General features: G+C 39.1%; 26 protein-coding genes. 12 read left to right on the top strand and 14 right to left on the bottom strand.

The window, feature by feature from the left end; translation table 11 throughout:
- Positions 1-477 carry a transcription elongation factor GreA gene (greA, locus tag D7029_RS01420; RefSeq protein WP_088493984.1) on the bottom strand — a complete coding sequence of 159 codons (477 nt, stop codon included), beginning with the start codon at positions 475-477 and terminating at the stop codon, positions 1-3.
- A gap of 409 nt (positions 478-886) precedes the next feature.
- Between greA and dacB the strand changes: the two genes are divergently transcribed.
- Positions 887-2,329, top strand: coding sequence for a serine-type D-Ala-D-Ala carboxypeptidase (gene dacB / locus D7029_RS01415; protein ID WP_194951655.1), 1,443 nt, complete (start codon positions 887-889; stop codon positions 2,327-2,329).
- A gap of 85 nt (positions 2,330-2,414) precedes the next feature.
- On the opposite strand, the gene cgtA is transcribed toward dacB, so the two are convergent.
- From cgtA to rplU, 3 genes are all read right to left on the bottom strand, one after another.
- Positions 2,415-3,587 carry an Obg family GTPase CgtA gene (cgtA, locus tag D7029_RS01410; protein WP_075672814.1) on the bottom strand — a complete coding sequence of 391 codons (1,173 nt, stop codon included), beginning with the start codon at positions 3,585-3,587 and terminating at the stop codon, positions 2,415-2,417.
- A 130-nt stretch (positions 3,588-3,717) separates the two neighbouring features.
- A complete protein-coding gene (gene rpmA / locus D7029_RS01405; RefSeq protein WP_006535706.1) occupies positions 3,718-3,975 on the bottom strand; it encodes a 50S ribosomal protein L27 in 258 nt (85 codons plus the stop codon).
- Between the two features lie 19 nt (positions 3,976-3,994).
- On the bottom strand, positions 3,995-4,303 hold the full coding sequence (rplU, locus tag D7029_RS01400) for a 50S ribosomal protein L21 (RefSeq protein ID WP_006535707.1): 309 nt from the start codon (positions 4,301-4,303) through the stop codon (positions 3,995-3,997).
- A gap of 263 nt (positions 4,304-4,566) precedes the next feature.
- Between rplU and ispB the strand changes: the two genes are divergently transcribed.
- Positions 4,567-5,538, top strand: a complete 972-nt coding sequence (gene ispB / locus D7029_RS01395; RefSeq protein ID WP_088493986.1) for an octaprenyl diphosphate synthase — start codon at positions 4,567-4,569, stop codon at positions 5,536-5,538.
- A gap of 49 nt (positions 5,539-5,587) precedes the next feature.
- On the opposite strand, the gene D7029_RS01390 is transcribed toward ispB, so the two are convergent.
- Together D7029_RS01390 and D7029_RS01385 are read right to left on the bottom strand one after the other, a co-directional pair.
- Positions 5,588-6,004, bottom strand: a complete 417-nt coding sequence (locus tag D7029_RS01390) for a DNA-binding protein (protein ID WP_088493987.1) — start codon at positions 6,002-6,004, stop codon at positions 5,588-5,590.
- A gap of 82 nt (positions 6,005-6,086) precedes the next feature.
- Positions 6,087-6,437, bottom strand: a complete 351-nt coding sequence (locus D7029_RS01385; protein WP_194951654.1) for a DNA-binding protein — start codon at positions 6,435-6,437, stop codon at positions 6,087-6,089.
- Positions 6,438-6,623: 186 nt separating this feature from the next.
- On the opposite strand from D7029_RS01385, the gene D7029_RS01380 reads away from it, so the two are divergent.
- Positions 6,624-6,890: a helix-turn-helix domain-containing protein gene (locus D7029_RS01380; protein WP_075672811.1), complete on the top strand. Its 267-nt coding sequence runs from the start codon at positions 6,624-6,626 to the stop codon at positions 6,888-6,890.
- A gap of 102 nt (positions 6,891-6,992) precedes the next feature.
- On the opposite strand, the gene mdh is transcribed toward D7029_RS01380, so the two are convergent.
- On the bottom strand, positions 6,993-7,931 hold the full coding sequence (gene mdh, locus D7029_RS01375) for a malate dehydrogenase (protein WP_088493988.1): 939 nt from the start codon (positions 7,929-7,931) through the stop codon (positions 6,993-6,995).
- Between the two features lie 447 nt (positions 7,932-8,378).
- Between mdh and argR the strand changes: the two genes are divergently transcribed.
- On the top strand, positions 8,379-8,849 hold the full coding sequence (argR, locus tag D7029_RS01370; protein WP_006535714.1) for a transcriptional regulator ArgR: 471 nt from the start codon (positions 8,379-8,381) through the stop codon (positions 8,847-8,849).
- A gap of 58 nt (positions 8,850-8,907) precedes the next feature.
- On the opposite strand, the gene mpl is transcribed toward argR, so the two are convergent.
- Positions 8,908-10,287 carry a UDP-N-acetylmuramate:L-alanyl-gamma-D-glutamyl-meso-diaminopimelate ligase gene (gene mpl, locus D7029_RS01365; protein ID WP_088493989.1) on the bottom strand — a complete coding sequence of 460 codons (1,380 nt, stop codon included), beginning with the start codon at positions 10,285-10,287 and terminating at the stop codon, positions 8,908-8,910.
- Positions 10,288-10,451: 164 nt separating this feature from the next.
- Here mpl and fbp point away from each other — a divergent pair, with 164 nt between their 5' ends.
- Positions 10,452-11,459 carry a class 1 fructose-bisphosphatase gene (gene fbp, locus D7029_RS01360; RefSeq protein ID WP_023583589.1) on the top strand — a complete coding sequence of 336 codons (1,008 nt, stop codon included), beginning with the start codon at positions 10,452-10,454 and terminating at the stop codon, positions 11,457-11,459.
- Between the two features lie 199 nt (positions 11,460-11,658).
- Entirely contained in the window at positions 11,659-12,186 is a 528-nt protein-coding gene (gene ppa, locus D7029_RS01355; protein ID WP_088493990.1) for an inorganic diphosphatase, read from the top strand.
- A 227-nt stretch (positions 12,187-12,413) separates the two neighbouring features.
- Here the strand turns inward: ppa and D7029_RS01350 are convergent, their stop codons facing one another.
- Genes D7029_RS01350 through tamA form a run of 3 tightly spaced genes read right to left on the bottom strand, consistent with a single transcriptional unit; the run spans position 12,414 to position 18,333 of the window.
- Positions 12,414-12,761 carry a gamma-glutamylcyclotransferase family protein gene (locus tag D7029_RS01350; RefSeq protein ID WP_023583593.1) on the bottom strand — a complete coding sequence of 116 codons (348 nt, stop codon included), beginning with the start codon at positions 12,759-12,761 and terminating at the stop codon, positions 12,414-12,416.
- Positions 12,762-12,766: 5 nt separating this feature from the next.
- Positions 12,767-16,594 (bottom strand): autotransporter assembly complex protein TamB, encoded by a 3,828-nt coding sequence (gene tamB, locus D7029_RS01345; protein WP_324187749.1) that lies wholly within the window; start codon positions 16,592-16,594, stop codon positions 12,767-12,769.
- A complete protein-coding gene (gene tamA / locus D7029_RS01340) occupies positions 16,591-18,333 on the bottom strand; it encodes an autotransporter assembly complex protein TamA (RefSeq protein WP_194951653.1) in 1,743 nt (580 codons plus the stop codon). The genes tamB and tamA overlap by 4 nt, the downstream gene beginning before the upstream one ends.
- Before the next feature lie 138 nt (positions 18,334-18,471).
- Here tamA and msrA point away from each other — a divergent pair, with 138 nt between their 5' ends.
- A complete protein-coding gene (gene msrA, locus D7029_RS01335; RefSeq protein ID WP_193775136.1) occupies positions 18,472-19,098 on the top strand; it encodes a peptide-methionine (S)-S-oxide reductase MsrA in 627 nt (208 codons plus the stop codon).
- A 150-nt stretch (positions 19,099-19,248) separates the two neighbouring features.
- Positions 19,249-20,628 carry a hemolysin family protein gene (locus tag D7029_RS01330; protein WP_194951652.1) on the top strand — a complete coding sequence of 460 codons (1,380 nt, stop codon included), beginning with the start codon at positions 19,249-19,251 and terminating at the stop codon, positions 20,626-20,628.
- A 79-nt stretch (positions 20,629-20,707) separates the two neighbouring features.
- On the opposite strand, the gene D7029_RS01325 is transcribed toward D7029_RS01330, so the two are convergent.
- A complete protein-coding gene (locus D7029_RS01325) occupies positions 20,708-20,914 on the bottom strand; it encodes a DUF1107 domain-containing protein (protein ID WP_006535730.1) in 207 nt (68 codons plus the stop codon).
- A gap of 283 nt (positions 20,915-21,197) precedes the next feature.
- Between D7029_RS01325 and D7029_RS01320 the strand changes: the two genes are divergently transcribed.
- The gene (locus tag D7029_RS01320; RefSeq protein ID WP_194951651.1) at positions 21,198-21,758 is read left to right on the top strand and encodes a YtfJ family protein; all 561 of its coding nucleotides are present in this window, start codon (positions 21,198-21,200) and stop codon (positions 21,756-21,758) included.
- Positions 21,759-21,811: 53 nt separating this feature from the next.
- Here D7029_RS01320 and cysQ read toward each other — a convergent pair whose 3' ends face one another.
- Both cysQ and D7029_RS01310 read right to left on the bottom strand, forming a co-directional pair.
- Entirely contained in the window at positions 21,812-22,552 is a 741-nt protein-coding gene (cysQ, locus tag D7029_RS01315; RefSeq protein WP_194951650.1) for a 3'(2'),5'-bisphosphate nucleotidase CysQ, read from the bottom strand.
- Positions 22,553-22,694: 142 nt separating this feature from the next.
- The gene (locus D7029_RS01310; RefSeq protein ID WP_036939421.1) at positions 22,695-23,315 is read right to left on the bottom strand and encodes a peptidylprolyl isomerase; all 621 of its coding nucleotides are present in this window, start codon (positions 23,313-23,315) and stop codon (positions 22,695-22,697) included.
- A gap of 260 nt (positions 23,316-23,575) precedes the next feature.
- Here D7029_RS01310 and D7029_RS01305 point away from each other — a divergent pair, with 260 nt between their 5' ends.
- The 3 genes from D7029_RS01305 to D7029_RS01295 all read left to right on the top strand — a co-directional run bounded on the left by D7029_RS01305 (position 23,576) and on the right by D7029_RS01295 (position 26,649).
- Entirely contained in the window at positions 23,576-25,024 is a 1,449-nt protein-coding gene (locus D7029_RS01305) for an NAD-dependent succinate-semialdehyde dehydrogenase (RefSeq protein ID WP_194951649.1), read from the top strand.
- Positions 25,025-25,403: 379 nt separating this feature from the next.
- Complete coding sequence (locus tag D7029_RS01300; RefSeq protein WP_194951648.1) at positions 25,404-26,240, top strand: hypothetical protein; 837 nt, start codon at positions 25,404-25,406, stop codon at positions 26,238-26,240.
- Positions 26,233-26,649, top strand: coding sequence for a DUF1240 domain-containing protein (locus tag D7029_RS01295; protein WP_228766721.1), 417 nt, complete (start codon positions 26,233-26,235; stop codon positions 26,647-26,649). The genes D7029_RS01300 and D7029_RS01295 overlap by 8 nt, the downstream gene beginning before the upstream one ends.
- Positions 26,650-26,798: the final 149 nt, after the last annotated feature.

Below are 26,798 nucleotides of genomic sequence, written 5' to 3'. Positions count from 1 at the left end.
TTAAATATATTCTACGTTTAAAACTTCGTACTCGACTTGTCCGCCCGGTGTTGTGATAACAACGACATCATCTAACTCTTTACCAATCAATCCACGCGCAATCGGTGAGTTAACCGAAATTAAGTTTTCTTTAATGTTCGCTTCATCATCACCAACAATACGGTAAGTTTGCTCTTCTTCAGTTTCAACATTTAACAATGTCACTGTTGAACCAAAAATAATACGGCCATTGTTATTCATCTTTGTAATATCAATGACTTGAGCATTTGATAACTTTGCTTCAATTTCTTGTATACGACCTTCACAGAAACCTTGTTGCTCTCTTGCAGCATGATATTCCGCGTTTTCTTTTAAGTCTCCGTGTTCACGAGCTTCAGCGATAGCGGCAATAATCTCGGGACGACGAACACCTTTTAAATATTCCAGCTCTTCGCGTAATTTTTCTGCACCTAGAACTGTCATAGGGATCTGATTCATGTGTTAATACCTCAATACTATTCCTAATAAAAAATAGGTATCATCCTGATTTTTTATACTAACAACACAGAGAAAAGGATCTATTTACTCTTCTCAAGACAAAAAAAGACACAGGCAGCCTTAAATTGGGCCTGTCTCTACGGATATTCGGTGAATGAGGGGACACTATTATATTCCCAACTCATGCTGTTGGGACGAAAACTAACCCTTCCAGACTTAAAACTAAATCTAACACAACAGACGCATTGCTTCACGCCTTATCTCTCTTTATAAAGAGATAAACAGACTTTTTCCGATAATGAGCTAATCCTGCTTGTTACCGTTTACTTTTGCCCTCATTGCCCTTTAGTATTAGCCTTTGGCAATCAATACTGTAACGTTACACGCTATAGTCACGGATAGAGAAATTATGCGCTTACTATCAACATTTCGACGGATACTCTACACATTAAGTATCATCAGTTTTTCAACTCAAGCGATACCTGTTGAAAACTACACATCCCTTCTTCCCGAAGGAACTCAAGTAGGTTTAATAACTCAACCCGTTGGCGCTGCTTCTCCTAATCTTAATTATCATGCCGATCAATTAGCACTTCCAGCAAGTACTCAAAAAGTGGTGACTGCACTCGCGGCATTACTTCAATTAGGTGGAAACTATCAATTCACCACAACAATGGAAACAGAAGGTAAGATAAAAGACAATCAGCTTATGGGTGATTTGATCTTTCGTTTTACAGGCGATCCTACATTAACCCGCCAACAATTAAGAGCAATGGTTGCCGTATTAAAACAATCAGGTGTTACAAAAGTGCACGGCGATTTGCTTATTGATACTTCTGCTTTTTCAAGCCATGACAAAGCACCCGGTTGGGTTTGGAATGATCTAACTCAATGCTTTAGCGCCCCTCCTAGTGCCGCAATTGTTGATAAGAACTGTTTTTCTGTTTTACTGCAAAGTGGCAGCAAAGAAGGTGATATTGCCACAATACGTAAAGCTTCTTTCTATCCTGTAACCGTTTTAAGTGAAGTTGAAACTTATGAGAAAGGATCAACTCGTACCCGTTTTTGTGAATTAGATGTCACTGTTCGTGACTTAAATACCTATGTAATAACAGGTTGTATTCCTAAACGTGACGATGCAGTCCCTTTAATGTTTTCTATTCAAGATGGTGCTCATTGGGCGGGTACAATTTTAAAAGAAGAGTTACAGCGCGCCAATATTGAACTTGATGGATATATCAAACGTCGATCTCAACTAAAAGCGCCGGTTACTGTACTAGCACAGACACAATCAAAACCATTACATAACTTACTGACTACCATGCTAAAAGAGTCTGACAATATGATTGCAGACACCGTATTTAGAACCATTGGTCGTGAGTATTATGGCGTTGCAGGGACTTGGCGCTCTGGCGCAGAAGCAACCCGCGCTATTTTAAAACAAAAAGCCGGAATTGATTTAGGAAATACCGTTATGGTTGATGGCTCAGGCCTTTCTCGCCATAACCTCATTTCACCAGCAACAATGATGCAAGTCCTTCAATACATTGGACAACATGAGAGTGAATTAAACTTTATTACCATGCTTCCCCTTGCAGGACATGACGGTACATTGCAGTATCGAGGTGGTTTTCATGAAGCAGGTGTCGATGGCAAAGTTTCTGCTAAAACGGGTTCATTAAAAGGGGTTTACAATCTTGCGGGCTTTATGACCACGGCAAATGGACAAAAAGTAGCATTTGTACAATACGTTTCGGCGTATTCACCTCCTACACAGAATCGTAATGCTGGACGCGCTTATTTAGTGCGTTTTGAAACAAACCTGTATAAAGATATGTACAACAACCGTTAGATTTACTCCTAATAATATAAGCAATAGATATGAAAAACGCCTGATTAATCAGGCGTTTTTTTATTTTAATCATAGAGAATGATGATTAACGTTGGTAGATAAACTCAATACCTTCGTCGTCTTCTTCATCCCAATCATCGTCGTCATCTTCTTCGAAATCAGGGTTTTCAAGCTGTTCTTTGTGGTAATCATCCCACATAAAGTCAACTTTTCCTGGCTCTGCTTTTGTCGCAACAATGTCTTGCTCACGCGGAGTAACATTCAGGAATTCCATGATATTCCAGCAAAGTTTTTTCACACCTTCTTGGTTGATGGCCGCTATCATGTAATAGTTTTCATCCCAACCCAGCGCTTCAACAATGGCTTTTGCCTTCTCTTTTGCTTCTTCAGCATCGAGAAGATCAACTTTATTGAACACTAACCAACGTGGTTTTTGTGCTAATTTTTCGCTGTATTTCTCTAGTTCAGAGATAATAATTTTTGCATTTTCCACAGGATCCGATCCATCAATAGGATCAATATCGATCAAGTGTAATAACACACGACAGCGTTCTAAGTGTTTTAAGAATTGGATCCCAAGACCTGCACCATCAGCAGCGCCTTCGATTAATCCGGGAATATCTGCAACCACAAAGCTTTGGTGATTATCCATGCGTACCACACCTAAGCTTGGTACTAACGTTGTAAATGGATAATCAGCAACTTTAGGTTTTGCTGCTGATACTGCACGAATAAATGTGGATTTACCCGCATTTGGCATACCAAGCATACCCACATCAGCTAATAACATTAGCTCTAATAGGACTTCGCGAGATTCACCCGGCGTTCCCATTGTACGTTGACGTGGAGCACGGTTAACCGATGATTTAAAGCGAGTATTACCTAAACCGTGGAAGCCGCCTTTAGCAACCATTTGCTTTTGGCCGTGAGCAGTTAAGTCAGCAATGACTTCATTTGTTGCTAAATCACGGACACGCGTCCCGACAGGAACACTGATAGTAATATCTTGACCACGCTTACCGGTGCAATCACGGCTGTGACCATTTTCACCACGTTCTGCGCGATAAGATTTTGTAAAACGGTAATCAATTAAGGTGTTTAGGTTTTCGTCTGCAATCATGTAGACATCACCACCATCACCACCATCACCACCGTCTGGTCCCCCGTTAGGGATATATTTTTCGCGACGAAAGCTTACACAGCCGTTACCACCATCGCCCGCGACGATTAGGATCTTGGCCTCATCAACAAATTTCATGATTTTACTCCGTATAGTAGCCATTAACGTGCTGGATGGCCGAAATTACCCAGAGATGGCCTTTTTTAAATATAAAAAGCCCCGCAACATATTTGCAGGGCTTTTGACTCGGTGCTTAAAGGACCAGTAATTATTCAGCTTCGATGCTGATAAATTTACGGTTGTTTGGACCTTTAACTTCGAACTTAATTTTTCCGTCAGCTAATGCAAACAGGGTGTGGTCACGACCACAACCAACGTTAGTACCTGCATGGAACTTAGTACCACGTTGACGAACGATGATGCTACCTGCTAATACAGCTTCACCACCGAAACGTTTAACACCCAGACGTTTTGCTTCGGAATCACGACCGTTACGAGTCGAGCCGCCAGCCTTTTTATGTGCCATTGAACTACTCTCCTAAACCTTAAGCGATACCAGTGATTTTAACATCAGTAAACCACTGACGGTGGCCCTGTTGTTTACGGCTGTGTTTACGACGACGGAACTTAACAATCTTAACTTTATCGCCGCGACCGTGAGCAACCACTTCCGCTTTAACTTTAACGCCCGCAAGGATTGGAGCGCCAATTTGAATGTCATCGCCATTAGCGACCATCATTACAGTATCAAACTCGATTGTTTCGCCAGTAGCTACTTCCAGCTTCTCTAAACGAATAGTTTGACCTTCGCTGACTCGGTGTTGTTTACCACCACTTTGGAAAACCGCGTACATATAAACTCCGCTTTCCGCACACTCCCAATATGTATAATTTGAGTGCACAATTAAAATATTCACATAGGGCGCGAATTCTACGCAAATTTAGTGCCGATGACAAGTACAGATCGCAAACTAGCGTTAAAAAAAAGAGTTTTTTACACGATATTTATTTCAGCCATTTTTAAAGTACAATCTAAATTATAAGAGAGTAAAATCTATGGCATGATCATTTTTTATTAATAATAACGCGCTCATTGGCGAGCCAAAGTCGAAAAAACATGAATTTAGAATCTATTATAAAACTAACATCCGCTGATATGACTGCGGTAAATGAGGCAATCCTTTACCAGCTTAATTCAGATGTTTCTTTGATAAACCAACTTGGTTACTACATCATTAGTGGTGGTGGTAAAAGGATCCGACCAATGATCGCAGTGCTCACTGGACGAGCATTGGACTATCAAGGTGACAAACATATCTCGGTCGCAGCGCTTATCGAATTTATTCATACTGCAACGTTGTTACATGATGATGTTGTTGATGAATCTGATATGCGCAGAGGAAAACAAACGGCAAATGCTGTCTTTGGAAATGCTGCCAGTGTACTTGTTGGCGACTTTATTTATACACGATCCTTTCAGATGATGACGGATCTTGATTCGATGCGTGTATTAAAATTAATGTCTAGCGCCACCAATGTGATCGCTGAAGGTGAAGTTTTACAATTAATGAATTGTAACGATCCTGACATTTCTGAAGATGACTATATGCAAGTTATCTACAGCAAAACAGCTCGTCTGTTTGAAGCGGCTTCTCATGCGTCAGCCATTCTTTCTGGTGCGACGCCTGAGCAAGAAAAAGCATTCCAAGATTATGGTCGTTATCTTGGGACTGCTTTCCAGCTCATTGACGATTTGCTTGATTATGATGCAGATAACAACCAGTTGGGTAAAAACACTGGTGATGATCTTGATGAAGGTAAACCAACGTTGCCATTACTTCATGCTATGCATAATGGCAATGAAGAAGAATCCCAATTAATTCGCCAAGCCATTGAACAAGGTAATGGTCGCCATTTATTGGATACTGTTTTAAATACTATGAAACAGTGTGGCTCTTTGGAATATACCCGCCAAAAAGCAGAAGAAGAAGCAGACAAAGCGATTGAAGCTTTATCAATTATACCTGACTCACCGTATAAAGATGCGCTTATTGGGCTTGCTCACGTCGCTGTACAACGTCAATCATAACTTTGATGTATAAATCCTCTTAGTTATGTAAAGAAGCCCGCCAGAGCGACTACGTCGATTCTGGTGGGCTTTTTAATTTATTGAGCACTTCTTCGTTTTCTCGTTCAATAGCATCTTGATTATCCGCATCAATATAGCTAATGAGCTTTGCCAGCCCTTCGCGAAGCACGAATTTCACAATCTTTTCTCGTTCTGATTTGGTCAGTTGATAATAAGCTTCAACCCAAATTAAAAAGGCATCCTGACGTTTTGATAAATACTCAGCCGGAGGTTCATGTGCAGCGAGCACACCAATCACCTCATCAGGTAGACTTTTTATGGAATACTCGACAGCTTTTCCCTGCACGCCACGTTTACGACGGTTTTCCCATCCTTCACGACGCGCCATCAAGTTAACTCCCTGCGGTGAGTTAGGTAACCCCGCAAGCCCCACTAATTCTTTCGCTGTATACCATTCTTTTTTCATGATCTCATCTCACATTCAACTAAGAGGTTAGTCAGATAGATATCTGTTGCGGATAACGCAATAATAGATTCTTTAAAATCGCTTAATCATTGACGATTTTTTCTAAAAAACTTCTAATACCATCCCGCAATATCAGCTCTGTTAATGTTTTTTGTTCACCATCATTTAGTTGTTGGAATGCTTTCACCCAGATAACGAGTGGCTCCTCTTTTTTATTTAATTTGTAATGTGCTAATGGCTCATAAAGTTCTAGAGCAATTAAAGTTTTTTCTGGTAAACAAGAATAATGATATTCAACACCATTACCTTGCTTATTTTTTACATTCTGTTTTTGCCAAGACTCGCGTCTCGCTTTTGAATTTACACCTTGTGGTGATTTAGGTAATCCACCTATACCCGTCAATTCCTTTGCCGTATACCACTCTTTTTTCATTACGTTTCTCTAAAATTGTTATCAACTTCAAAAAAGAAATTATTAAGAAAAAAATCAGAAATCTTTTTAGAAAAATAATGTTATTTTATTTTCTAAATAATCAGTTTAAATGCTTTAGGACATTTCTAATAAACTGTTATTTATACCACTAACACAGCAATCAATTTTATAGAAAAAGGATTAAAAATGATTTCAAGGAAATCTGATTGGCATCCTGCCGATATTATTGCCGCACTTAGAAAACGAGGAACAACACTTGCTGCCATCTCTCGCCAAGCAGGGTTAAGCTCTTCAACACTCGCTAATGCGCTGTCTCGCCCTTGGCCTAAAGGAGAGAAAATCATTGCTGATTATCTTGGTGTAGCTCCTAGTGAAATTTGGCCTAGCCGTTATTTTCATCCTGAAACAGGAGAATTACTTGAACGAAAGATTCGTACCAAAACTAATAATTAACTAATAATTACAGACATTATAATTAATAAAAAAAACCGCTGATATAGTATCAGCGGTTTTTATTTAAATTTGCATTATTTTTATAGCAAAAAAAGTATTTCTTTATTTATTAATAAATTCTTCACCAAGAATTATATCTTTTTTCAATACATCTAACATGCCATTAAGAGATTGCTTTTCAAAATCACTTAATTTACCGATAGATAAATATTCCTCTACACCGTTTTTACCTAAAAGAATAGGTTGTGCAAAGAAACGGGCATATTCTCCGTCGCCTTCAGTATAAGTGCATTCAATAACATTTTTCTCGCCATTTAGAGCGCGAATTAATGAAAGACCAAAACGAGCGGCTGCTTGACCCATAGATAATGTCGCTGATCCACCACCTGCTTTTGCTTCAACAACCTCAGTACCTGCGTTTTGAATACGTTTAGTCAATGCTGCAACTTCGTCATCAGTAAATGAAACGCCATCAACTTGAGATAATAGAGGAAGAATAGTCACACCAGAATGTCCACCAATCACCGGAACATTGGTTTTTTGTGGATCTTTACCTTTTAGTTCTGCAACAAAGGTATTCGCGCGAATAATATCGAGAGTGGTGATACCGAAAAGACGTTTTTTATCGTAAACGCCTGCTTTCTTAAGCACTTCTGCTGCAATAGCAACAGTTGTATTCACTGGGTTAGTAATGATACCGATAAGTGCTTTCGGGCAATTTTGTGCAACCTTTTCAATTAAGTTACGCACGATACCTGCGTTAACATTGAAAAGATCTGAACGATCCATGCCTGGTTTACGAGCAACACCCGCAGAAATCAGAACAACATCAGCGCCTTTTAGCGCAGGAGAAGGATCTTCACCCGCAAAACCTTTTACAGTAACTTGAGTCGGGATATGGCTTAAGTCAGCGGCGACACCCGGTGTGACGGGAGCGATATCATATAAAGAGAGTTCACTACCAGCTGGAAGCTGATTTTTAAGAAGAAGTGCCAGTGCCTGACCAATACCACCTGCTGCACCGAGAACTGCTACTTTCATTCTGATACTCCTTAGTTTACGAGATAGTGGAACGCCTTCGAGATACTCACTATTACGCAATTCACCTTTTAAAAAACAATTATTTAACAGCAATATTGCATAATAAGGCATTTTCAGTGAAAAATAATACTTTGGTTATTCTAAACAAATTGCTTATCTGTTAATGAGATAGTGGACACCCTTTTGATAAATAATTTCAATAAATATGGCAAAGTGTTAAGTACACCATCATCCTTATGATAATCATTTAAGCTTATCATTTATTTAACAAATATTTTACTTTCTTTAAATTATCACATTTGCACGCTGTAAATAAATTTTTTTTGCAGTACATTCTACTTTACAATTTTGAGGAGGCTATCACTCGCCTTTCTTCGTCTTATGTTGCATAAAAATTCACTTCTCTGCATAATACACGGGTTATTGATAACTCACTAAAGGTGAACTATGCGCGTTCCTTCTAAGCAAGAAGACTTGGTTAAAGCGTTTAAAGCCCTGCTGAAAGAAGAAAAATTCAGTTCACAAGGCGAGATTGTGACTGCATTACAAGAGGCTGGATTTGATAATATTAATCAGTCCAAAATCTCTCGTATGCTAACAAAATTTGGTGCGGTAAGAACCCGTAACGCCAAAATGGAAATGGTCTATTGCCTTCCTACTGAGCTTGGCGTACCAACAGCAAGCAGCCCATTAAAAAATCTGGTACTCGATATCGATCATAACCATTCTGTTGTGGTGATAAGAACAAGTCCGGGTGCGGCACAACTTATTGCACGTTTATTAGACTCATTAGGCAAAGCAGAAGGTATCCTTGGTAGTATTGCGGGTGATGACACTATTTTTTCAACACCGGCTCCGGGATTTTCTACAGAAGAATTACGAGACGCTATTCTGAATCTTTTTGATCAAGAATTATAATTAGCCTTTCTACAGCTTCAAAAAATAAGCCACTGAGTTTTCAGTGGCTTATTTATTTTTAATATTGGCTATCAGGATCTTTAGGTTGCGCTAATTTTGCGAGTAGTTTTTCATGAATACCACCAAAACCGCCATTACTCATAATCAAAATATGATCGCCCGCTTGAGCTTCTTTCGCAATCATATCGACTAATGTATCGAGATCTGTACTCCAACGAGCAGGTTGTACACAATGCTCTGCAATATCACTCACTAACCATTGAATATTAGGTGGCTGGAATAAAAAGACTTCATCAGCACGACCCAATGCAGGCGCGATATCATCCTTACTAATTCCCATTTTCATGGTATTTGAACGAGGCTCTAGCACAGCAATAATACGAGCCGTTCCACCGACTTTACTGCGTAACGCTTCAAGCGTTGCTAAAATCGCTGTGGGATGATGTGCAAAGTCATCATAAACACTGACTTGATTAACCTCACCACGTAACTCTAAGCGACGACGCGCATTAATAAACTTATCTAATGCTTCACAAGCATCCGCTGGTAAAACACCAACGTGGTGCGCTGCAACAATCGCCATTAGGCCATTTTGCATGTTGTGTTCACCAGAAAGTCCCCAACACACCTCTCCGACTCGCTCACCTTTGTGGAATACCTCAAAATGGCTACTGTCATTACTGAGTTTTTTGGCTTGCCAATCTCCAGTTTCACCTGTGAATTCTTGTTCACTCCAACATCCCATTCCAATGGTCTGTTTTAAATTCATATCGTTATCAGGCATGATGATTTTTCCGGTGCCTGGGACGATACGAACTAAATGATGGAATTGTTTTTGAATTGCCGCTAAATCATCAAAAATATCAGCGTGATCAAATTCAAGATTATTTAAAATCAATGTGCGTGGAGAATAATGAACAAATTTCGAGCGCTTATCAAAGAAAGCACTGTCATATTCATCTGCTTCAATCACAAAGAAAGGGCTTTCGCCTAACTGTGCGGATACTTGGAAATTACCCGGTACACCGCCAATTAAAAATCCCGGTTTATAACCACAGTCTTCTAAAACCCAAGCCAGCATACCCGCTGTTGTTGTTTTACCATGAGTTCCAGCAACAGCTAACACCCAACGTTCAGGTAAAATATAATCATGTAGCCACTGAGGGCCTGAGGTATAAGGCAAACCTTTTTCAAGTACTGCTTCAACACAAGGATTTCCTCGTGTCATCGCATTACCAATAATCACCATGTCAGGGGCAGGTTCTAATTGTTTTGGGTCATATCCCTCAATCAGTTCAATTCCCTGATTTTCTAATAAAGTACTCATGGGTGGATAGACATTAGCGTCCGAGCCTGTGACTTTATGTCCCTTTGCTCTAGCGAGAATGGCAAGACTTCCCATAAAGGTGCCACAAATACCAAGAATATGAATGTGCATGAATTTCTGTCCAATAGCATGAAGTTGGTCACTATTCTAACGATCAAAAAGCAGATAAGGAACGGATTAACCTTTGAATCATTCGATTCTTTGGCTAAACTTGCCACCACCAAGGAGATTTTCCTCCTTTTTTACTTTACCCACTCACATTCAGGACCTGCGTCATGAAAACATTAGGCGAATTTATCGTCGAGAAACAACAAGATTTTCCCCATGCAACTGGTGAACTTACTGCATTACTTTCAGCAATTAAGCTTGGGGCTAAAATTATCCACCGTGATATTAATAAAGCAGGGTTAGTCGATATTCTGGGTACTAACGGTGTTTCTAATGTTCAAGGTGAAGCCCAGATGAAACTGGATCTTTACGCGAATGAGAAACTAAAAGCTGCATTAAAAGCGCGTGGTGAAGTTGCGGGTATCGGATCAGAAGAAGAAGATGATATTGTTATCTTTGAAGGTGATCGTGCTGAAAATGCTAAGTATGTTGTACTAATGGACCCTTTAGACGGTTCGTCGAATATTGATGTAAACGTTTCCGTCGGAACAATTTTCTCTATTTACCACCGTATTACGCCAATTGGTCAATCTGTCACTTTAGATGACTTCTTACAACCGGGTCATCGTCAAGTCGCAGCAGGCTATGTCGTTTATGGTTCATCAACTATGTTAGTTTACACAACAGGTTGTGGTGTTCATGCCTTTACTTACGATCCATCTTTAGGCGTATTCTGTTTATCTCATGAAAGCGTACATTTCCCACCAACAGGAAATATGTACTCAATCAACGAAGGTAACTACATCAAATTCCCATTAGGTGTAAAAAAATACATTAAGTATTGCCAAGAACAAGACGCAGCAACAAATCGCCCTTATACCACACGTTATATTGGTTCTTTAGTTGCTGATTTCCACCGTAACTTACTGAAAGGGGGGATTTATATTTATCCAAGTACTGCAAGTCACCCTACTGGTAAATTACGTTTACTCTATGAATGCAATCCAATGGCGTTCTTAGCCGAACAAGCTGGCGGTAAAGCAAGTAACGGTAAAGAGCGTATTCTCGATATCGAACCAAAAGAACTTCACCAACGTATGCCTTTCTTCGTAGGGACTAAATCGATGGTTGAACAAGCTGAAAGCTTTATGGCGCAATATCCAGACGAAGAATAATCCATTCGTTTAGCACTAACATAGATAAACCGGACTTCTTATTCGTCCGGTTTTTTCATCTTTGAAAATAGTACTTTCTTTTATTTGCTGCTTATTTTTACGTCAGAACGCAACATGTTCGGCAAAAAACGGGTATTGTTAAAAACTTTTCGCTATACTACAGGCCACGTAAAATTAATTTTTTTATAGGAAATTTTTTATGAGCCTGAATCATGTTCCTGCTGGTAAAGAACTACCAGAAGATATCTATGTTGTTATTGAAATCCCAGCAAATGCTGATCCTATCAAATACGAAGTTGATAAAGAAAGTGGCGCACTGTTCGTTGACCGTTTTATGTCAACAGCAATGTTCTACCCATGCAACTACGGTTACATCAACAACACGTTATCTTTAGATGGTGACCCAGTAGACGTTCTGGTTCCAACTCCATATCCATTACAACCAGGTTCAGTTATTCGTTGCCGTCCTGTTGGCGTATTGAAAATGACTGACGAATCAGGTGAAGATGCGAAACTGGTTGCAGTTCCACACACTAAACTGAGCAAAGAATACGATCACATTAAAGATGTGAACGATCTGCCTGAACTGTTAAAAGCACAGATCAAACATTTCTTTGAACACTACAAAGATTTAGAAGCTGGCAAATGGGTTAAAGTTGACGGTTGGGAAGGCGTAGAATCAGCTAAAGCTGAAATTCTGTCTTCTTTCGAACGCGCTAAAAAATAATTCTGACGCTCTCAGAATAGCTAAGTAAGTTATTATTTAATAATTTACTGATAAATAAGCTCTTCATTTTATTGAAGGGCTTTTTTTATGATGGTACGGCTCTTCTCCTCAAACACATGACAAGCAAGATGCCACTTATCAAGGTTATTCTAATAGCAATAAAAACGGCCCAATATTTCTATCGAGCCATTTTTATATAACATGGAGCAAAAGTAGGATGCTACTGATTACTCTTCTTCGTGACGTTTTAGCCAGTCACCGCATTTTATTTCACGTAAACCATCAACAGGCTTTTGATAAAGGTAGATCCAAGCACTGCCATAAGGCGTTGAAATCAGTTGGCGCTTGTAATCCTGATCGTTCTTTTTCAATTCATCAAGCTCTGTCAAGATAGAAGGCGTTATCCGATAGACTTCGCACTCTATCTCCCCTTCACCTTCAATAACCGCAGGGTAAAACCCTAAATCATAGAGTTTATACCCCACTAGTTTATGCTCACCTAAAAGTTGCGCATAGGTCATCCAGTGATGGTTACCTTGGTTTTGCCGTAAACTACCATAAACAATAATTCGCATATAATTTAAAACTCAAATTGATAAAGCAGATCTATTGCCTGATTCATACCAGACACTGCTTGTAAATACAACCTGGGCATCAAGCGATAACGTAAGGTTAACGTCGCTAGCGAATCAAATATACCCACTCCATACTTCACTTGTAGATCGTTTGTGATCTTACCGCTGACCACAACTTGTGAGTTATCCCCCACACCTTGTGTATCAAGCGCTAAATCAGAAACACCAAAGGTTTCACCAATGCGCCCTACAAGCTGACCACTTTGACCAACGCCTAATCCTATCAGCATTGCCGTCATTTGTGATGAATCCGCATCACCACTTTTATCTAACCCTTCACCTCTTAGCAAGTAGGATAACGCTTCTTGCTGTGTAAAAGCGGGTTCAGAGAAAATTTCAACTTTCGGTTTATCTGCAAGCCCTGTCACCCTAACACCAGCAATCACATTATTTGCCGTATTTTCAGGATTACGAATAGCTTCAATATTTAAGTAAGGTTGATCAACTGGCCCTGAGAACAATATTTGCCCTTTACGAACTTGCAGGTCTTGCCCATAAGCTTTGAATTCGCCTTTTGGAATATCTATCTGACCGTTTAAACCCAGTCCTTGTTTATTCTGATTGACTTTAAGCGCTCCCGTCAATCTAGCTTTAAGCCCAAATGCGTCCAGTGTCACATCATCGCCAATATTAATAGCTAAATTACTTTGAATTGGAATCGATGTCTCTTTTGGTGCAATTGGCTGTAAGTTTTTATCCAGCATCACTTCATCAGAAGAAGCGGATACCGCTGACTCTGGTAAGTCTTGAACAACGATGCGTGCCCAAGGAATATCAATGCGCCCATCTAGTTTCAGTAAATGAGGACGAGCCTCAAACACTAAATCAGGATTAACATCAATACGTACCATCGGAGGCAATGCAACACGTAACTTATTGCCATTTGCGGCTATTACTGCGTGCCATGCGTCTAATTTACGCCAATCAGCGTTACCAGTAAGATTTAAGTAACCTTCTGGGGTTTCGATTCGACCGCTTAAATCAGACGTCGCACCATTGAATTGAACATCAACATTCCCTTTCGTAATATCAAACGGGATCCAATGCCCAACCACTTTTAATTGATTAATACCAAATTGACCAAATAGCAGTGGCGATTGAGCATTTCCGCCTAAACGTAATTGCGCACCAACACGACCTTCAGCTATTTCACCTTTACCTAAGAATGGTTTGATTAAATCTAATGTCAGATTATCAATATCCACCGTACCTGATAGCTGGCGTTTCTTCTCAAGATCAGCAACATGCACATTACCTTTAATATCACCATTTCCCGCAATACTAATCAGCCATTGTAATGTTGCTTTACCATTGTTAACGCCTGCATTTAAGGTAATAGCATCAAAATCAATCGGTAAAATAGTGCCTTCAATATTCTGTTTTACTGCGACACCTTGCCCTTTTAGAGTTACCGATGCTTTCGGTAATCCGCCTTTTGAACTCCACGTTGCTGTGGCATCGCCAGTAAATACACCTTTAACAGAAGTCTCTGGTGGTAGGAAAGGTTTGATCATCGCTAGATCAAAACGCGTCAATGTAATTGCCGCAGATCCGCTTTCACCCACAGTTATCGCTTTAGGAACACAAACTTGTGCATTTGGGTTTACCCAACAGTGAGAGCCAATGGTGACTTCTTGCTTCTCTGCCAACAAATTCAACGCCATAGCTTTATTTAAACGCCATTCTCCCACTGGGGTATCAAATGCCGTATTATTTAGCGTTCCTTTCCATTGCTGTTTCTCTTTATCGAATGAGCCAGCTAATGTCAGTCCACCAGAAACAGGTTCACCATCCATTTTTAGCATCAGTTTATGCTGTTTTTCTGTACCAGCAGCATCCAACGTTAAATTGCGAATAACTAAATCGGCTTGTTTTAACTGACGAGCAGTAATCGCAAGTTTGCCACCAATTTCTTTATCCGCTTGAACATCACCTTTAATAGTGATGGATTCAACACTGACTTGATCTTGCCATTTAATACCACGAGCGTTGATATCAGCAATAATCTTAGGTGTATTAATATCGCCACGAATATTAACTTTACCTTTAATAACACCCGCTAATCCAGGTACTAAACCATTTAATCCCGGAGCATTAATATTGGCATCTAATGCCCATTTATCACCTAAATGCCCTTCAATATCGAGGTTATTTTTACCTAGGATCAGTTTTAACTGAGGAATATTCCATTGCCCTGAATCATTACCGTAAGCATTACCTCTCGCCTTGATAAGATTATTTTTGATATTGCCATCTAAGGTGATTTCAGGAACACGTAATTGCCAACTTCCGCCATATAGACTACCTGTTGTTGCAATGCGCCCATCTAATTTTGCTGGCATATCAGGGTACTGTTTTGCCGTATTAATTCCTGAAATCGTGAGCAATGCATTCCAGCTAATTGCTTTACTCCAATCAGCGACACCTGTGATATCAGCATGACCTTGCAAAGCAGCTAAACGTAAACGCGTCAGCTCTATTTTCTCTTCATTCCCTTTTGCATCCAGCATTAATTTGGCTGGAGGGATCTCTTGACCTTCAATATCAGAGCGTAATGAGAGATCATAGTTATCTGTCTGACCATTTAAGCGTAATCGAGTACCGTTAAGTTGATACTGCACATCGCCCGTTAATGGCCAACGAACTTTCTGGCTTTCAAGCGTCAGTTTTAATGGAAGGTGTGGTTTTGCCAGTTCAGCTTGAGCATCTAAAGTTGCTGTCACTGTTCCTGTTAAAGAGAGCGCTAGTTTAAGCTCTTCAAGTAATGCACCTTGTAAAGAAAGCGTCGCTTTTTGATCTTTAAAATCTTCAAGCCCTGCAACATCACGAATAGTCGCATTCACATCTAAATTAACAGGCCACTGTTTATCTAGGGTAATTCCCCCATTTAAACTCACCTCACCTTCTGGGGCATCAATATTTAATTTAGTGAGATTAACCTGCTTACCTTGCGTCTTTGCTTCAAACGATAATTGATTAATCGTAATAGGCGTATCACCACTAATCTGTAATTGCTTACCTTCAATTCCTTCGATATTGATATCAACAGGAATAATAATTTCAGGTAATTCGGCTAATAATGGCTTCGCAAAAATCGCTTTAATTGTCTCAGCTAAAGCCTGCTCTTTTTCTTCTTGTGTTGTAGGCTCAGTTTGAGGTTTTGCAGTTGCGATTTCTTTTACATCTTGAGCTGTTGCTTCAACACTCCCTTCTTTCGGTGTCTTTGGTAATGCCACCAGCAAATCATTAATGAGTGTTGGATTTAATGTAACTTGACGGCCTTCCCACTGCGCACCCGTTTTAAATTCGCCTAGCGAGATTGCCATATCGTCAATCTTCACATGCGTATTTTCTAATGAGAGTGAATTCAAATAGATAGGTAATGGCGCATTAAGCTCTGTTAGAGGCTCTGATGGAGGTGTTTCTTCGGAAGGAGGGAAAGCGCTAGTATCAACATTTACAACAACATCTCGTGTGCCTAATGTATCGACACAAACTTGTTTATCCATCAGGCACGCTAAACGTAATCCTAGAGATAACTCACCCACGTTCACATCAACCCCAGGCATTTGATATTCAACACCCGTTAAACGCAGATCTTGCCAGCCACCATTAACATCTTTGATAACTAAACCAGGAACCCAACGAGCTGCGCTATTAATAGCGAAATGCAAACCCGATTGCGTTCCCAAAATCCAAGCAACAGCACCGAATGTAAGCAAAATAATGATAAGGAGTGTTAGCGCAATCCATTTCAACCACTTTTTTATCATAACTCTGCTCCTAACCCGATATAAAACTGGAGTCTACGCTTATCCACGTCACTCACAGGTAATGCTAAATCAAATTTAATTGGACCAACTGGTGATGCCCAACGAACACCTGCACCCGCACCTGTTTTAAAATCACTGCGAGTAAAATCATTAACTGCTTCACCACTATCAATAAAGACAGCACTCCACCAGTTACCCGTGATGTTATATTGATATTCTAACGATCCTACGAGCATTCTTGATGCACCCGTTAAATTACCTTTTCCGTCTTCAGGTGAGATACTTTGATATTTAAAACCACGAACACTTCTATCACCACCTGCAAAGAAACGTAATTCAGGCGGTACTTGCTCAAACGCATTGGTTTCAATCCAACCAAAGTTGCCTCTTACCACAAAGCGATGCCCGTCCCACGGTGTACGTATCCAAACGTGTTGCGCTTGGAATGCAGCAAATTCAACATCAGAGCCCCATATTTTATTGGAGTAGTCTAATGTATAACGTTGGCTATCCCCCCAAGAAGGCATCATACCACCTCGTTGACGTACTCGACTTGCTGTAACGCCCGGATAAAGCAACATAGTGGTATTTGTAACTTCACCTTGGGTAAAGTGGCTGAGGCTCCAACGTGTATTCACACTGTATTGCCAGCCTGTCGACATATCCCAGTTACGGGACACGTTTAGCGTTGTGGTATCAGAGCGGGTGTCATTTAAATCGGTACGTTTAAAACCACCCTGAACACCATAGTATTGTTCTAATGGATTGACCTTAAGTGGAATTTTATAATTGGCACCAATAGACTGTTCAGGCTGAGAAACACTGATATTAGAGGTTAAACTATGACCTCGTGAGTTCATCCAAGGCTTATCCCACTGCATATTAAGGCGAGGACCAACATCGGTAGCATAACCACCACCAAGCTCAACATAGTTACGAGAGCGCGGTGTTACAACTGCACTCATCGGTAACAGGTAAGAGTTATCAGCGCGTGCTTTAGCAATATCAGGTGTCACAACCGCAGAGTTAAACCAGCCCGTTGCCGCTAAACGGCGATTAAATTCAGCCAGATCTTCTGAGGCGTAATATTCTCCCTCTTTAAAAGGGACAATATTTTGTAGATAGTCTTCACGGATTTGGGAGCCCGTATAATTCACTTTTCCAAAACGATAGCGTTCTCCACTATCGAAAACAAAATCCCAATATGAGGCATGATTATCTAAAGAGACGCCTAACTGGCTTTTTTGCATTTCCGCATCAAAATAGCCACGGCGAATGGCAAGCCCAGTTAACGAACCTTTGAGTTTCTCATAATCTGCATGGTTTAAAACACTATCAAGAGGAGGTGTATTTTCTTTAATGACTTTTGCATATTGGCTATCTGTTTTAGCGCCACCTTCAAGAACCACATCAACGCCTTTCAGTAAAATCGGAATACCCGGTTCAACTTTAGCGGTTAATACGGAGCGCGCAGGTGGTGTATTTTCTTCATAAGAAAATGTCACTTTGGGCTGATAGTAACCTAAAGGGCGAAGTCCTTCTTGAATTGCCTTTTCAACACGCGCACGAAAACGCCCGTCAGGTGCAACTTCTTCTGTTGTAATGTTTGATAGCTGGACTCGCGCATTTTTTTCGAGCTGCCCTTCTAAACCTTCTACTTTTAAACGCAAATTTGCCCCATAGGCAACAGGCGCGATAAAAGACAGACAGAGAACGTAGATAACGGAGTATCTCGGCACGTTTTCTCCTCAATATTATTTAATCCATGTGATGAATTGACGACAAACTGTTTTAAGCTTTATTGTAGATTTAGTTTATAACAATATTAAGCCTTTACCATAGTAAAGCGTTTACAAATATAAAAACTGGAGTCTACCTTGCAACATAAAGCTTACCAACCAGAGAATGCCTTAAGGGGTACTTCGACACCATTAGAAATATCTGCTAATCATGCTGTAAATGGGCATTCTATTAACGATATTCCAGCCAATATGAACATTGCTTATTTTGCAATGGGCTGTTTTTGGGGTGTTGAACGTCTATTTTGGCAACAACAGGGCGTTTACTCAACAAGTGCGGGTTATAGCGGTGGTGTAACAGAAAATCCAACTTACCAACAAGTTTGCCAAGGTTTAACAGGTCATAGTGAAGTGGTGAGAGTTGTTTTTGATCCCTCAGTAATTAGCTATTCACAACTTTTGGCTCTTTTTTGGGAAAATCACAATCCATCACAAGGTATGCGCCAAGGTAATGATATTGGCAGCCAATATCGTTCTGCCATTTACACTGTTAATGAAGAGCAATATGCTCAAGCTATTGAGTCAAAAAAACGTTATCAACAAGCAATGAATACTCAAGGCACTACTGATGCTATCACCACTGAAATTCAGCCTGTGGGCCCTTTCTATTTTGCTGAAGATTACCACCAGCAATATTTACATAAAAACCCACAAGGTTATTGTGGATTAGGTGGAATAGGCATCTGCTATCCCCCTGAAAAGTAAAACTAGCAGAAAATAGCAGGGCGATGATATAATTACGCCCTCTTATCTATCTTTGTGAATAAATTCATCACAATATATTGATTTATCTTCTATTTTTAACACTCTAGTATTACCCTTTGGATTAAATACTTGGGGTGGTGTGAGCCTTATATGCTTAATAGTTTACTCATTGTGCTTTTGCTTTGTGCTATCAGCGCCTTTTTTTCGCTGTCTGAAATCTCTCTTGCTGCTTCTCGTCGAATTAAACTCAAACAACTTGTTGATGAGGGCAATATGAACGCTGCGCGTGTATTAAAAATGCAAGAAATGCCGGGCATGTTTTTTACCGTTGTGCAAATTGGATTAAATGCCGTCGCTATCTTAGCGGGTATTGTCGGTGAATCTGCATTCTCTCCTTCTCTTAAAAACTTTTACCTCCAATTTTTTGAAGAGCCATTAGCGCAACAGCTTGGATCTATTTGTTCCTTTATTATTGTCACATCGATGTTTATTTTATTGGCTGACTTAACGCCAAAACGCATTGGTATGATAAAACCAGAAGCTATCGCATTAAGAATTGTGAACCCAATGCGTTTCTGCCTTGCCTTTTTCCGCCCTCTGGTTTGGTTATTTAATGGTATGGCAGATCTCATCTTCAAATTATTCAAAATCCCAATGGTAAGAAATGAAGATATTACTTCTGATGATATTTTTGCCATTGTAGAAGCGGGTGCCGTTGCTGGGGTTTTGCGTAAACAAGAGCATGAGCTTATCGAGAATGTTTTTGAATTAGAATCACGTACCGTACCGTCGGCAATGACGCCTCGAGAAGATGTGGTCTATTTTGATCGTGAAGAAACTGAAAGCGATATCAAAGAAAAAATTGCCACTCAACCTCACTCTAAGTTCCTCGTTTGTGAAGGTGATATCGACCATATTATTGGTTATGTAGATTCTAAAGAGCTGCTTAATCGTGTTATTAACGGGCAAAGCTTAAATCTCAATGATGGTGTTCATATCCGTAAGGCTCTGATTATCCCTGATACATTAACGCTTTCAGATATGTTGGAAAGTTTTAAAACATCCGGTGAAGACTTTGCCATTATCCTCAATGAATACGCGATGGTGATGGGTGTTATTACACTAAATGACGTGATGACAACCTTAATGGGCGATTTAATTGGACCGGGGCAAGAAGAGCAAATTGTGAGTCGTGATGAGCACTCATGGTTAGTTGAAGGCGGTACGCCAATTGATGATGTAATGCGTGTACTTGATATCGACGATTTCCCTGATTCGAGTAACTACGAAACCATCGCAGGCTTTATGATGTATCGCTTACGTAAAATTCCAAAGCGCACTGATTATGTGAAGTTTTCAGGATACAAATTTGAAGTTGTTGATATTGATAATTACAAAATAGATCAATTACTTGTAACAAAAGTTGATGATATTCCACCTGTTAAGCCGATTTTACAAGAACATGTTCCTGTTATACAGACAACAACAGAAGTCGATATCAAGACAGATGAGAATAAAACGGTAAGTTAACAAGTAACAAGTTGAAATTAATAACTGAGTCTTATCGATGATACTCACGAGAAAGACTCAGTTATCTATCAGATAAAAGTTAGCCCATTTCTGCTTTCAGTAAAACGACCTGCTGGTTCACTTCACTCATGACATTAAAATGTAGCTTATCTCTTATTTTAGGTAATAAAATTTTACCGTAATCGAATTCAAATGCACCCATTCCTTTGATGTAAAACCGTCCACGAAATAATGTCTTAACGTAGAGAGCAATTTTTTCAGGGTTATAGCGATTGAAGATTTTCATCTTTCAGTTAGTCTCCCATGCTCGTTGTTGAGTTTAATAAGTCATAAAGACTTATCTTTATATATCAAATTTAAAGACCTAATTATAAGTACTAGGTTCAACTTATTTGATTTTCTTATCTGTTTTTACATTTATTGACAGTAAAGAATATAAATAAAGATAGTGTGCACGTGATTTTACCCACTCAATGTTAAATAAATGTATCAGCGATGAGGTATTATTCTTCACTAGCTTCTATGCTTAGATAGAATCTAACGTCGATTTCAATAATAGGATCATGGCTATGCACAAAATAACCTTAGCTGCTCTTTTACTCAGCACATCCACATGGGCATTTGCACATAACATCACTGAAAATACAGTACTTCCCGCTGTCACAATCAATGACAAAGGTGAGCTACTTTATGACACAACCAAAGATAAGTTTAGCTACCAAAATTGGAATAGTGGTCTGCTCAGTGGAAAAGTACGTACTGTTCAGCATATAGCAGGACGTAGCAAAGCTAAGGAGATGAATGCGCCGTTTATTGAAGCTGTAAAACTGGCTAAATTCCCACATACCAGTTATCAAACCACAACGATTATTAATACTGATGATGCTGTGTTTGGTACAGGTCCATTTGTTCGTGGCAGTGTTGAAGACAGTAAAAAAGAGTTTCCTTGGTCACAGTTTATTGTTGATGCTGATGGCATAGCATTAAAAGGCTGGGGATTAGAAAAAGAGAGTTCAGCTATTGTTGTTTTGGATAAACAAGGCAAAGTCCGTTTCGTCAAAGAAGGTGTATTAAGCGGTGCGGAAATCACGACTGCAATCAATCTTATCAACGATTTAATTAAAGAATAATTTCGGTGTCAGAGCCCTTATTAAACAAAGGGCTCCGATTTCATAAAATGGCACTAAAAGATTGAAACTCTAAATCCTGGGTTTATCAGCGACTCTTTTGGGGAATAATCTAGCGTTACCCCTTTCCAATCCGTGACATGTGCGCCAGCAGCAATCGCAATAGCATGACCTGCCGCGGTATCCCACGTATGTGTAGGTCCAAAGCGAGGATAAAGCTGTGCTTTACCTTCAGCAACTAAACAAAACTTCAAAGATGAACCAACAGCAACGGTTTGATGTGCGCCAAGTTGTGAGAGGTATTCTTTTAATTCATCATCTTGATGAGAACGGCTAATCACAATTACTGGCGGCTCTGCACGACTTGCATGGATAGGTAATCGCTGTCCACACACTTCTTTCCATGCCTGTTTATTTGCCGCTGCATATAACACATTTTGAACCGGGGCATAGACAACCCCTAAAACAGGAATACCCTTTTCAATTAAGGCAATATTTACCGTAAACTCACCATTCTTACTGATAAATTCTTTAGTTCCATCTAGAGGGTCAATCAGCCAATAACGATCCCAATGACGACGTACTTCCCATTCAGGGGGATCTTCTTCAGATAATTGAGGTATATCTGGAGCAATAGAAGCAAGTCCTTGTTTGATAACTTGGTGAGCGGCCAAATCAGCTTCTGTGACAGGTGAATTATCACTTTTTTCCTGTACTTGGATAGGCTCTGATTGCTGATAGATTTGCATTATCGCCATACCTGCTTGGCGAGCTAATTTGCTGACTTGTTCTAACATAATGCACCTCTCTTATTTCTATAAGCAGATAACTTCTCTTATAAAAATTAATTACCCTACTGTCTCTTTATTTTAGTTCAGAGACAAAAATAGCCGGCAAAAACCGGCTATTTTTTACTCTGATTTACCGCAGAATAAGAAATTATAAAATTTCTAATAATTCTACTTCAAATACTAATGTTGCGAATGGAGGAATAGCCGCACCTGCTCCACGTTCGCCATAAGCTAATTGGTAAGGAATATATAATTCCCATTTTGAACCTACTGGCATTAATGTTAATGCTTCAATCCAGCCTGCGATAACGCCATTTACTGGGAATTCAGCAGGTTGACCACGTTGAACTGAGCTATCAAACACAGTGCCATCAATTAAACGACCAGTGTAGTGAACACGAACATGATCAGTACGCGCTGGAATTGCACCTTCACCCGCAGTCAGTACTTTGTACTGTAAGCCAGATTCTGTAACTTGAACGCCTTCATTTTTCACATTTTCTTCTAAGAAGATTTTACCAGCATCAGCCAGCTCAGCTTGGCGTTCTTGACGAACTGCTTCAGCACGCTCGTGCATAGTACGTAAGGCATTGTGTAATGTTTCAACAGGTACAGAAGGCGCATTACCTTCTAATGCATCGGTCAAGCCAGCTAACAGTGCTGCGGGCTCTAATCCTTGAAGACCTGATTCAGTCAGTTGTTGACCGACTTGCAGACCAATACCGTAACTTGCCTGTGATTCGATAGAATCAAATGATGGTTTTGACATGAAAAATACCTGTTTTTTATGAAAGTTAGATCCAAGAATAACAGTGGTAAGGTACAGCGTAAACCTTCAGTCTTGAGTAATGGGAATTATTCATTAAAAACATAAGCAATTGACCCTATTTATCGTCTTTTTGACGCTTTTTTATTGGCATTTGTCATACTTATTTTCACAACATAGCAACACAGGCATATAATTATAAACAGGCGCAAAACTGCCTAGCCTTATAAATATCAATATATATGTGTTCAGAGAGGTATTAAGTGAAGATAACGACAAATCCCTATTTCCGCGAACAAGGCTATATTGATGGTCTTTGGTGTAATGCTCAAAATAACGAAACTGTTGATGTTGTCGATCCTGCAACGGGTACTTTACTGGGTACAGTCCCCAATATGGCAACACAAGAAGCAATAATGGCTGTTGATGCAGCACAAAAAGCCTTACCAAAATGGCGTGCACTCACAGCACATCAGCGTGGAGCATTATTGCAAAATTGGTTTAGATTAATTACTGAAAATAAAAGAAAACTTGCTGAGTTAATGACATTTGAGCAAGGTAAACCCGTTGCTGAAGCTGAAGGTGAAATTACTTATGCAGCTTCTTTTATTGAGTGGTTTGCAGAGCAAGGTAAGAGAACCAACGGTGAAATTATTCCCTCCCCTTCTGCTGATAAACGCTTAATGGTGATCAAACAAGGTATTGGTGTCTGTGCTGCTATTACACCTTGGAACTTCCCGGCTGCTATGATCACCCGCAAAGCGGCTCCTGCATTAGCAGCGGGTTGTACTATGGTAATTAAACCTGCCAATGAAACACCTTATACTGCACTGGCTTTAGCAGAATTAGCGGCTCAAGCTGGCATTCCCGCCGGTGTTATTAATATTGTAACTGGTGATGCCATTAAAATTGGTGAAGTCTTTACCTCTGATAACCGCGTGCGCAAATTAAGTTTCACTGGCTCTACAGGTGTTGGACGTTTATTAATGCGCCAGTGTTCAGATAGTGTAAAAAAAGTCTCTTTGGAATTAGGTGGCAATGCACCCTTTATCGTGTTTAACGATGCCGATATTGATAAAGCGGTTGAAGGTGCTATGGGAGCAAAATTCCGTAATGCAGGACAAACCTGTGTTTGTGCTAACCGTTTTTATATTCATAAAGATGTTTATCAACAATTTAGCGAACGCTTTGTTGCCGCCGTTAAAAAACTCAAAGTGGGGAATGGTTTTGAAGAAGGTGTCACTATTGGGCCTCTCATTAACCGTAAAGCTGTTGAAAAATCACAATCATTGCTTGCTGATACATTAAAACGCGGTGCAACACTGCTTTGTGGCGGAGATAATGACAAAGCGGGTGAGAACTTCTTCCAACCTACCGTTGTTGGCAATGTTCCTGCTGATAGCCATATCCTTGAAGAAGAAATATTTGGCCCTGTTGCACCTTTAGTTATTTTTGAAAATGAAGATGAAGTGGTGCATTTAGCTAATAATACCATTTATGGCTTAGCCGCTTATTTTTATAGTGAAAATCCACAACGTATTTGGCGTGTTGCTGAAAATTTAGAATACGGCATGGTGGGTATTAACACTGGTTTAATTTCCAATGAAGTTGCACCATTTGGTGGTATTAAACAATCAGGTTTAGGTCGTGAGGGCTCTGAACACGGTATTGAAGATTATATGGAGATGAAATATCTCTGCCAAGGATTATAAATAACCTTTAACCCAACTTATAAAAGTAAGTCAGCATGGATGCTACTGCTTTTTCCCTTACTATTTTCTCTTATTATCAAAAAATATTAAAAATTATATTTTTAACATAAAGATATAAAATTAGATTTATATATCCCCTCAGTTTATTTATTACTTATATAAAAAATATAAAAATAACTTCTTTTATAGTGAAGGATACTATCTACTTAAAGTAAATAATAAAAATAATCAAAATAGAATTTTACATAATAAAAAATAAAAGCACGCTTGTTGTTAAGCTAACTTTTAATTAATTAATCTAACAGCAGATATTTTTAATTGCATAAAATCATAAATTTTATTAATCTAATTTAAATTTATAAAAAAAGGATCTTTTTATATGGGCTATATATACGATACCACCGTTATTGATTGGGACAGAGAAGAACAATACAACAATAAGAAAAGAATTGAGCGGATCCTTAATGATACCGAAGATGATGAAAATGTTGCGGCACTTATCACCCTTGAAGAAGCTGATTATGTTCTAAAAAACTTATCCACCCCAACACCTTACAAATCATCGAAAGATACTTTATTTAGTATTGGTGATATCGCTTCATCATATTCTGGAAATATCTATGAATCATATAGAGTCGAAAGAATTGTTAATGAGTTTAGAAATATCAATATCACAGCGACTGAGTATGTAGGTAAAAATGGAAATGTTTATATAAGAATTTCAGGTCATGCAGGCGTTAGAGCTTATTTAAATGCAACTCGATACCTAGCAAATAATCCTCGTATTATATATATGGGAGTAGGAACCCAAGGAATGAATTCCGTTTCAGCTGGAGGTGTACGTTTTGCAATTGTATTTTCAGCAGCTTATAGAATTGTAGAACTCATATTTAGAGATGAATATGATCTCACTAATTTTTTCGTAAATATCACTATGGATATGGCAAAATTGGCTATTAGTATGCAAATGACAACTTTACTAACTGGTAGTATCGTAACAGCGGCATTAACGGCAGGAACAAGTGTTATAGTCGTTGCTTTAGGTGTATTTGTTGTGGGGTTAGTGATAGCAGTTGCCCTATATAAATTAGATGATGAATTTAAGATCAGTGAAACCATAATTAAAAATCTAAAATCTTATCGAGAAAATAAACCTGAAACACCTTATCACCCTGATCAATTTTTCACACAATGGGGAAGACTTAGCCGTGGATAAAATAAAAAAAATAGAGATAAAACCGGTTAATTTAATACTATCTTCTATCTGTATCTTACTTCTATCAATTTTTGGATTTTATTACTCAATAATTTATTACATAGATTATTTCTTAATGAAAGACAAAATAATATTCTCGTTTCAAACTGGATTACTCTGCTTTGGAGTTCCTTTAACTTTTTATTTTTCATATTATGGTTTTCTTTGTGCATATAAGAAAAATATACAAAAAATGAATAATAAAATAGCTGGTTACCTCGCAATTATGGCAATAGCAGGTATTATTTTCAGTTTCTTTTTTTCATTTTATGTCAGATATGATTTAGTCTCTAAGGGGTATTATATTTGTTATAAACAATCAATTTTTGCACCAAGTGAATATGTTATATCAAAAGATATGTGTAAATAGCACATATCTTTTGATAATGAACTAAAGCTTATTTAATCATATCACTGTTAATACTATATTACTAACTGGTAGTATCGTAACAGCAGCATTAACAGCAGGAACAAGTGTTATAGTCGTTGCTTTAGGTGTATTTGTTGTGGGGTTAGTGA

It is taken from the genome of Proteus vulgaris, from assembly GCF_016647575.1.
Lineage (GTDB): Bacteria > Pseudomonadota > Gammaproteobacteria > Enterobacterales > Enterobacteriaceae > Proteus > Proteus mirabilis_B.
This window is presented reverse-complemented; position numbering and strand designations above follow the sequence as displayed.